This is a genomic window from Blautia caccae (assembly GCF_040095955.1).
In the GTDB taxonomy this organism is placed as follows: Bacteria; Bacillota; Clostridia; order Lachnospirales; family Lachnospiraceae; genus Blautia; species Blautia celeris.
The window spans coordinates 1-8,582 of record NZ_JBBMFP010000046.1; the positions used below are offsets into that span (position 1 = coordinate 1).

General features: G+C 49.5%; 7 protein-coding genes. All 7 read left to right on the top strand.

Annotated features, from left to right (window positions below):
* Positions 1-105: 105 nt before the first annotated feature.
* The 7 genes from purM to radA all read left to right on the top strand — a co-directional run bounded on the left by purM (position 106) and on the right by radA (position 8,148).
* Entirely contained in the window at positions 106-1,131 is a 1,026-nt protein-coding gene (gene purM, locus WMO65_RS25740) for a phosphoribosylformylglycinamidine cyclo-ligase (protein ID WP_148393740.1), read from the top strand.
* A 78-nt stretch (positions 1,132-1,209) separates the two neighbouring features.
* Positions 1,210-1,836, top strand: a complete 627-nt coding sequence (gene purN, locus WMO65_RS25745; RefSeq protein WP_033144215.1) for a phosphoribosylglycinamide formyltransferase — start codon at positions 1,210-1,212, stop codon at positions 1,834-1,836.
* A gap of 20 nt (positions 1,837-1,856) precedes the next feature.
* Entirely contained in the window at positions 1,857-3,131 is a 1,275-nt protein-coding gene (gene purD / locus WMO65_RS25750; RefSeq protein WP_148393741.1) for a phosphoribosylamine--glycine ligase, read from the top strand.
* Between the two features lie 139 nt (positions 3,132-3,270).
* Positions 3,271-3,639, top strand: a complete 369-nt coding sequence (locus WMO65_RS25755; protein ID WP_033144213.1) for a GntR family transcriptional regulator — start codon at positions 3,271-3,273, stop codon at positions 3,637-3,639.
* Between the two features lie 15 nt (positions 3,640-3,654).
* Positions 3,655-6,117 (top strand): ATP-dependent Clp protease ATP-binding subunit, encoded by a 2,463-nt coding sequence (locus WMO65_RS25760; RefSeq protein WP_103732514.1) that lies wholly within the window; start codon positions 3,655-3,657, stop codon positions 6,115-6,117.
* Positions 6,118-6,239: 122 nt separating this feature from the next.
* Complete coding sequence (locus tag WMO65_RS25765; RefSeq protein WP_033144211.1) at positions 6,240-6,653, top strand: hypothetical protein; 414 nt, start codon at positions 6,240-6,242, stop codon at positions 6,651-6,653.
* Between the two features lie 118 nt (positions 6,654-6,771).
* The gene (radA, locus tag WMO65_RS25770; protein WP_148393742.1) at positions 6,772-8,148 is read left to right on the top strand and encodes a DNA repair protein RadA; all 1,377 of its coding nucleotides are present in this window, start codon (positions 6,772-6,774) and stop codon (positions 8,146-8,148) included.
* The last annotated feature ends 434 nt before the right edge of the window (positions 8,149-8,582 follow it).

An 8,582-nucleotide genomic window follows, 5' to 3' on the forward strand; every position in this document is an offset into this window, starting at 1 on the left:
AGGTATTCGCCCCATCGCGAAGCGATTTTTAATGGGCGAATACCCGTAACGATTCAGCTGGCTGAATAGTTACGAATATTAATACAGAACCTTTGGAGGATGAAAATGGATTACAAGAATGCCGGTGTAGATATTGAAGCAGGCTACAAATCAGTAGAGTTGATGAAGGAACACATTAAAAAGACCATGAGACCGGAAGTGCTCACCAATATCGGTGGATTTTCCGGTGCCTTTTCCATGGATGCATTTAAGAACATGGAGAAACCTACTCTTGTATCAGGAACAGACGGTGTGGGTACCAAGCTGAAACTGGCTTTCATAATGGATAAGCATGACACAGTGGGAATTGACTGTGTGGCTATGTGCGTAAATGATATCGCGTGCGCAGGCGGAGAACCGCTGTTTTTCCTGGATTATATTGCCTGCGGCAAGAACTACCCGGAAAAGATCGCTGAGATCGTCAAAGGTGTGGCGGCAGGCTGTGAGCAGTCAAATGCAGCCCTCATCGGCGGTGAGACAGCAGAGATGCCCGGATTCTATCCGGAAGATGAATATGACCTGGCAGGATTTGCTGTGGGTGTTGTAGACGAAAAAGACCTGATCACAGGCAAGGAGTTAAAAGACGGCGATGTACTTGTGGGCATGGCGTCCTCCGGTGTGCACAGCAATGGATTTTCCCTTGTGAGAAAAGTGTTCAACATGACAAAAGAGTCTCTGGACACTTACTATGACGAGCTGGGCAAAACCCTGGGTGAGGCACTGATCGCACCGACTAAGATCTATGTTAAGGCATTGAGAAGCGTAAAGGAAGCCGGCGTCCGCATCAAGGGCTGCAGCCATATCACAGGCGGCGGATTCTATGAGAATGTGCCCAGAATGCTGAAAGACGGCGTATGCGCAGTGATCGAAAAGGACAGCTACCCAATCCCTCCGATCTTCACTTTGATGGCGAAAAAAGGTGAGATTGACGAGAAAATGATGTACAACACCTACAACATGGGTATCGGTATGGTGATGGCTGTGGACGCGGCAGATGTGGAGAAGACCATGGAAGCTGTGAAGGCAGCAGGCGAGACGCCCTATGTCATCGGACGCATCGAGGCAGGAGACAAAGACGTTAAATTAGTGTAGTATGATAAGTTCCCGCAGATTCCTGCATAGACAGGCAGTCTGCGGGCTTTCAACTCATGGAGAAAGGCTGGTAAGACAATGCTGAGACTGGCAGTTCTGGTATCCGGCGGCGGTACAAACCTGCAGGCCATAATAGATGCCATTGACAAGAAAACAATTACGAATGCGGAGATTTCCGTGGTTATCAGCAACAATCCCGGCGCCTATGCGCTGGAGCGCGCCAAAACACATGGAATTGACGCGCTGTGCGTATCCCCGAAAAACTATGAGAACAGAGCAGCCTTCAATCAGGCGCTTCTTGAGACCCTGCAGTCCTACAAGCCGGATCTGGTCGTTCTTGCAGGCTGCCTTGTGGTGATCCCCGAGATCATGGTAAAAGCTTTTCCGAATAAGATCATCAACATCCATCCTGCACTGATTCCTGCTTTTTGCGGAACCGGCTATTACGGGCTCAAAGTCCATGAAGCTGTCTTAAAAAGAGGTGCGAAAGTGACGGGTGCCACGGTACATTTTGTGGACGAGGGTACAGACACAGGCCCGATCATTCTGCAGAAAGCAGTGGAAGTAAAAGAAGGGGATACCCCGGAAATCCTGCAGAGAAGAGTCATGGAGGAGGCAGAGTGGGTCATTATGCCAAAAGCCATTGATCTGATCGCAAACGGCAGGATAATTGTGGAAGACGGTATTGTGAAAACAAAAGAGTGAACGGAAGGAAGAGGCGCAATATGAAAGTATTAATTATCGGAAGCGGCGGAAGAGAGCATGCTATTGCATGGAAAGTGGCACAGAGCCCCAAAGTGGACAAGATTTACTGTGCACCGGGCAATGCGGGAATTGCGGAGTATGCCCAGTGTGTAGATATAAAAGCCATGGAATTTGAAAAGCTGGCTGCATTTGCTAAGGAAAACGCTATTGACCTTACAGTTGTGGGAATGGATGACCCGCTGGTAGGCGGTGTTGTAGATGTATTTGAGAGAGAGGGTCTGCGTGTATTCGGCCCGAGAAAAAATGCCGCCATTCTGGAAGGCTCCAAGGCATTTTCAAAAGACCTGATGAAAAAATACAATATCCCTACAGCGGGCTATGAGAATTTTGAGGATGCAGAGGAGGCCTTAAAGTATCTGCGTGAAAAGGCTGAGTTCCCCATCGTTCTGAAGGCGGACGGCCTTGCGCTTGGAAAAGGCGTGCTGATCTGCAACACCCTGGAGGAGGCAGAGGAAGGCGTCAAAACCATTATGCTGGATAAAAAATTCGGCTCCGCAGGCAACACACTGGTTGTGGAGGAGTTCATGACAGGCCGTGAAGTGTCTGTGCTCTCCTTTGTGGATGGCAAGACGATCAAGACCATGACTTCCGCTCAGGACCACAAGCGCGCAAAAGACGGAGACCAGGGCCTGAATACAGGCGGCATGGGAACCTTCTCCCCAAGTCCTTTCTATACAAAGGAAGTGGATGATTTCTGTGAAAAATACATCTATCAGGCCACTGTGGACGCAATGGCTTCTGAGGGAAGAGAGTTCAAGGGAATTATTTTCTTCGGACTCATGCTCACAGAGAAGGGGCCAAAAGTTCTGGAATACAATGCGCGTTTTGGAGATCCGGAAGCACAGGTTGTCATTCCGAGACTGAAAAATGACATTGTGGAAGTGTTCGAGGCATGTGTGGACGGCAGGCTGGATGAGATCGACCTGCAGTTTGAGGATAATGCAGCAGTCTGCGTGGTTCTGGCTTCTGACGGATATCCGGTATCTTATGAGAAGGGATATCCCATCAAGGGGCTGGATACCTTCAAAGACAAGGACGGTTACTATGTGTTCCACGCCGGAACTGCCTTCAAAGACGGTGAGATCGTTACAAACGGAGGCCGTGTGCTGGGAGTGACCGCAAAGGGAGCAAATCTGAAGGAAGCCCGTGCCAATGCGTACAAGGCAGTTCAGTGGATCGATTTTGACAACAAATACATGCGCAGTGACATCGGCAAAGCAATCGACGAGGCATAAAAGGAAAGCAATTGATACAAAGGAAAAGGAAACGCCGCATACGCCGGGCGTTTCCTTTTTTTGCCCATCCACTTGAACAACGCCCTTATTTGTGCTATCCTATATATAACAAATTCCAAAAGAGAAAGCAGGTGGAAGGATGTTGATAGAGATCGATTTCAACAGTGAGGAAGCAATCTACGTTCAGCTGTGTAATCAGATTATTTTGGGAATTGCCACCTCCAAGCTTCAGGAGGGTGAAAATCTTCCTTCTGTCAGACAACTGGCTGACACCATAGGCATTAACATGCATACGGTAAATAAAGCCTACTCGGTTTTAAAGCAGGAGGGGTTTGTCACGATCGACAGGAGAAGAGGCGCTGTCATTTCCATAGATGCGGATAAGATACGTGCCCTGGAGGAGATGAAGGAAGAACTGAGGGTTCTTTTGGCAAAAGGAAGCTGCCGGAATATTTCCAGGGCAGAGGTCCATGAGCTGATAGATGAAATCTATGAAGAATATGAGTAAAATAAGGAGACTTGCATGAAAGAACGTTATTCAAAGCAGGCAGTAAATGCGCTGAAAGCCGCTGAGAAAACTGCCGAGGGACGCAGCCACAACTATGTGGGCACCGAGCACCTGCTTGCAGGACTGCTGAAGGAGACGGCGGGAACAGCCGGACTTGTCCTTGCGGAAGCCGGCGTGGAGGAGATGAAGCTGCTGGCGCTGATCGATAAACTGATTGCCCCCCAGGGGGATGTGGCACTTGAAAATCCACAGGGATATACACCGAGGGCACAGAAGGTGCTTGATAACGCCAGAGAGGAAGCCGGCAATTTCGGCGGCGGCGTCATAGGCACGGAGCATATTCTGATCGCCATGCTGAAGGAATATGACTGTGTGGGGACCAGACTTCTCCACACACTGGGAATCAATATACAGCAGCTCTATCTGGATGTGCTGAAGGCCATGGGCAAGGATAAAATGATTCCAAAGGAGGACCTGCAGAGCGGCAATCTGATGAAGGCATCCACCGGAAGCCAGACACCCACCCTGGACCAGTACAGCCGCGATCTTACCAAAATGGCTGCAGACGGGAAACTGGACCCTGTCATCGGCAGGGAAAAGGAAATTTCAAGGATCATCCAGATCCTGAGCCGGAGAAGCAAGAACAACCCCTGCCTGATCGGCGAGCCCGGCGTGGGCAAGACTGCCATCACAGAGGGACTTGCACAGCGGATTGTGTGGGGACTTGTGCCTGAGAACATGCTGGATAAGCGTGTGGTAGTGCTGGATTTGTCCGGTATGGTGGCAGGCAGCAAATACAGAGGAGAATTTGAAGAGAGAATCAAAAAAGTAGTACAGGAAGTCATGAACAATAAGGGAATCCTTCTGTTCATCGACGAGCTGCACACTATTATCGGCGCAGGCGGCGCGGAGGGGGCACTGGATGCGTCCAATATTTTGAAACCATCCCTTTCCAGAGGAGAGATTCAGCTCATCGGCGCCACGACCATAGATGAATACAGAAAATATATTGAAAAGGACGCTGCACTGGAGCGGAGATTCCAGCCGGTCATGGTGGAGGAGCCATCCAAGGAGGAGGCCGTGGAAATCTTAAAAGGCCTTGCGCCTTATTATGAAAAGCATCATGGGGCAGTCATTGAGGAGTCAGCCATAGAGGCAGCCGTGACCATGAGCATTCGGTATATCAATGACAGGTTCCTTCCGGATAAGGCCATAGACCTGCTTGACGAGGCGGCATCCAAGGTCCAGCTTGCCGGTTATAAGACGCCGGAGGGCATTGTGCAGACAGAGAACCATCTCCGCCACATCTACGCAGCCAAGGAGGAGGCCGTGAAAGCCCAGGATTTTGATCTGGCGAAGGAACTCCAGGCGGAGCAGGAAAAAGCCGAGGAAGAGCTGAATAAGGCCCGTGAGCGGTATGAAAAGCAGTGCAGGAATAAGAAGCTGGTGGTAAAGGAAGAGGACATCGCTGAGGTGGTGTCGGACTGGACCAAGATACCGGTCAAAAAGCTGGCGGAAGGTGAGTCAAAACGCCTTGCCCGTCTGGAGCATATCCTTCACAGGCGTGTCATCGGCCAGGATGAAGCAGTATCCGCAGTGGCAAAAGCGGTGAAGAGAGGACGCGTGGGACTCAAAGACCCCAAGCGCCCCATTGGTTCTTTTCTGCTGCTGGGCCCCACCGGCGTAGGAAAGACAGAGCTTTCAAAAGCGCTGGCAGAGGCGGTATTCGGAAGCGAGCAGTCCATGATCCGTGTGGATATGTCCGAGTATATGGAGAAGCACAGCGTCTCCAAGCTGATCGGTTCACCGCCGGGATATGTGGGCTATGAGGAGGGCGGCCAGTTCAGTGAGAAGGTCCGCAGAAATCCTTACAGCGTCATCCTTTTCGATGAAATCGAGAAGGCACATCCGGATGTGTTCAATATTCTGCTCCAGGTGCTGGACGACGGCCATATTACAGATGCCCAGGGAAGGAAAGTGGATTTCAAGGAGACCATCATCATCATGACCTCCAACGCAGGTGCCCAGGCCATCGTAGCGCCGAAAAAGCTGGGATTCGGAGCCGTGGAAGATGAAAAGCAGGATTACAGAAGGATGAAGGAAGGGGTAATGGAAGAGGTAAAACGCATGTTCAAGCCTGAATTCCTGAACCGTATCGATGAGATCATCGTCTTCCACACCCTCAACAAAGAAGAGATCAAGAAGATCGTGGGAATCCTCATGAAGGATCTGATCAAACGCTGCAGGGACCAGATGAACATCACCTTAAAGGTGCGGGACAGCGTAAAAGAACTCATCGCGAAAGAAGGTTTTGATCCAAAGTACGGCGCAAGACCGCTGAAACGGGCTATCCAGAACAAGATCGAGGATGTCATGGCAGAGGAGATCCTGGAAGGGAAGATCAAAGAGGGCGATGAGGTGACTCTGGGCATTTCTAAACAGGGAATAAAATTTGTGGTAAATCCGTCGAATGACTAGAAAAAGATTACGAATTATGGTAACATGCATATAAGGTTTCCATTGAGAAATATAACCAAAGACACCGGAAGGCACGAGGGTATCAAGGCCCCGGTGAAAGACATAAGTGGGAGGACATTGAGATGTCAGTAGTAAAAGAGTTAATACGAACAGAGGAAAACGGTAAAATCAGCTTTGGGAATTATGAATTGGCAGCAAAATCCAAACTTTCCGACTTTGAGCATGACGGAGATATGTATAAAGTAAAGACATATAATGAAATTACAAAGCTGGAGCGCAACGGCATGTTCGTGTATGAATCTGTTCCGGGAACTGCAGTTCTGGATCTTGATGTAGTGGAGGATGGCATGAGCTTTCTGGTAGAGGGCCCCAAAGATGCGCAGATCACCGTGGAACTGGAAGAAGATACAGAGTATGCAATTACCATAGATGGAGTAAATGCAGGTCAGATGAAGACAAATCTGGGCGGCAAGCTGTCCTTCAGCGTTGAGCTTGAGCAGTCCGAGCAGGTATCTGTAAGTATCAGGAAACTGTAAAAAGGATTTTGTCCGAACGGGCAGCAGTTTAAAAATCAGCGGGTCGGAGTGTGGTGCTCCGGCCCTTTTTCAATTTTACGCGAAAATTTGACGGAAGGAAAACAGAAAGGATTAAAATATGGCAAAGGCTAAGAAAACCGTTTTTTTCTGCCAGAACTGCGGATATGAATCTGCGAAATGGATGGGGCAGTGCCCGGGATGCCGGGAGTGGAATTCCTTTGTGGAGGAGACTGTTTCACAGGGGGCGAAAAAAAGCTCCGGGCAGGCAACAGCAGGCAGTACGGGAGGACGGGCAGGCAAGCCGGTGAAGCTCTCCGAGATTGACATCCGTGAGGACAACCGGGTAAAGACCGGAATGGATGAATTAGACCGGGTTCTGGGCGGCGGCGTGGTCCAGGGCTCCATGGTTCTGGTGGGCGGAGATCCGGGTATCGGAAAATCAACCCTTCTTCTGCAGGTGTGCAAGCTTCTTTCAGATCTGGGGCATAAGATTCTCTACATATCAGGGGAGGAATCCCTGCAGCAGATTAAAATGCGGGCACGGCGTATCGGGGAATTTAATGAGAACTTGCGCCTTCTCTGTGAGACGAACCTGGAGACCATCAGTACGACCATAGAAAATGAGAAGCCTGAGGCAGTAATCATTGACTCTATCCAAACCATGTATAATGAGGAGGTATCATCCGCGCCGGGCAGTGTCTCACAGGTCCGGGAATCCACAGGCATACTTATGAAGATCGCAAAGGGCAGCGGTATCTCCGTATTTATTGTAGGTCATGTGACGAAGGACGGAAGTGTTGCCGGTCCCCGAGTTCTGGAACACATGGTGGATACCGTGCTCTATTTTGAAGGGGACAGGCATGCCTCTTACCGGATTTTGAGAAGTGTAAAGAACCGTTTCGGCTCCACCAATGAAATCGGTGTGTTTGAGATGCAGGAGCGCGGCCTGGTGGAGGTGAAAAACCCCTCCCAGGTTATGCTGAACGGGCGCCCCACAGATGCCTCCGGGACAGTAGTAGTGTGCTCTTTGGAGGGAACACGTCCAATCCTGATAGAAATCCAGGCGCTGGTGACAAAGACAAACTTTGGCCTTCCCAGAAGGACTTCCGTAGGCATAGACTATAACCGTGTCAACCTGCTGATGGCAGTCCTGGAGAAGCGCGCAGGTCTGGCGCTTGGAAACTGCGATGCATACGTCAATCTGGCAGGCGGCATGAAACTGGGGGAACCGGCCATTGATCTGGGAATCGTGGTAGCCATCATATCCAGCTATAAGAACAGGACTGTGGATCCGGATACCCTGATCTTCGGTGAGGTGGGCCTGTCCGGTGAAGTGCGGGGAGTCAGTCAGGCACAACAGAGGGTGAAGGAAGCGGAAAAAATGGGATTTACCACCTGCATTATGCCAAAGGCAAATCTGGAAGGGCTGCAGGGAGAGTTTCAGATTCGTCTGATCGGAGTGGGGAATCTGAAAGATGTGATGGGATATATATAAGATATGAGCTGTGCATCCTTGTATCCATCTCTGGGAAGAGATGGATACAAGCGTCGGTCTCTGTATAGGAGAATGAAAGGATGAAAATGTGGAGCCTGCCAGTACAAGAAAGAGATATAGAAAACGCGGCTTTGAAAAGGCGATGCTGACAGCAGTATGGATTCGGTGCAGAGAAAATGTTGTTAATTGTACATATGTGGAGCTATATGGTGACTGGCGGGAGAAGTTTATGCTTCGGCATGGTTCAGAACATATGAAAAATGGGGATTTGGGTTAAGGCTGAGGAGGATAATATATAAAATTATCAAAAAATGAAATTTATTGTTGACACCAGTATCTTCCTGTGCTATTATAATCTAGCTGTCGCCGATAAGTGACAGAAAACATCATAATATTTCAAAGGATTTGACACAATTCTGAAAATTATGAAAAAA

Excerpts from the sequence above, each read along its gene's own strand:
- WMO65_RS25755 (WP_033144213.1), top strand. The coding sequence starts at position 3,271 with ATGTTGATAGAGATCGATTTCAACAGTGAGGAAGCAATCTACGTTCAG.
- radA (WP_148393742.1), top strand. The coding sequence starts at position 6,772 with ATGGCAAAGGCTAAGAAAACCGTTTTTTTCTGCCAGAACTGCGGATAT.
- purD (WP_148393741.1), top strand. The coding sequence starts at position 1,857 with ATGAAAGTATTAATTATCGGAAGCGGCGGAAGAGAGCATGCTATTGCA.
- purN (WP_033144215.1), top strand. The coding sequence starts at position 1,210 with ATGCTGAGACTGGCAGTTCTGGTATCCGGCGGCGGTACAAACCTGCAG.
- WMO65_RS25765 (WP_033144211.1), top strand. The coding sequence starts at position 6,240 with ATGTCAGTAGTAAAAGAGTTAATACGAACAGAGGAAAACGGTAAAATC.
- WMO65_RS25760 (WP_103732514.1), top strand. The coding sequence starts at position 3,655 with ATGAAAGAACGTTATTCAAAGCAGGCAGTAAATGCGCTGAAAGCCGCT.
- purM (WP_148393740.1), top strand. The coding sequence starts at position 106 with ATGGATTACAAGAATGCCGGTGTAGATATTGAAGCAGGCTACAAATCA.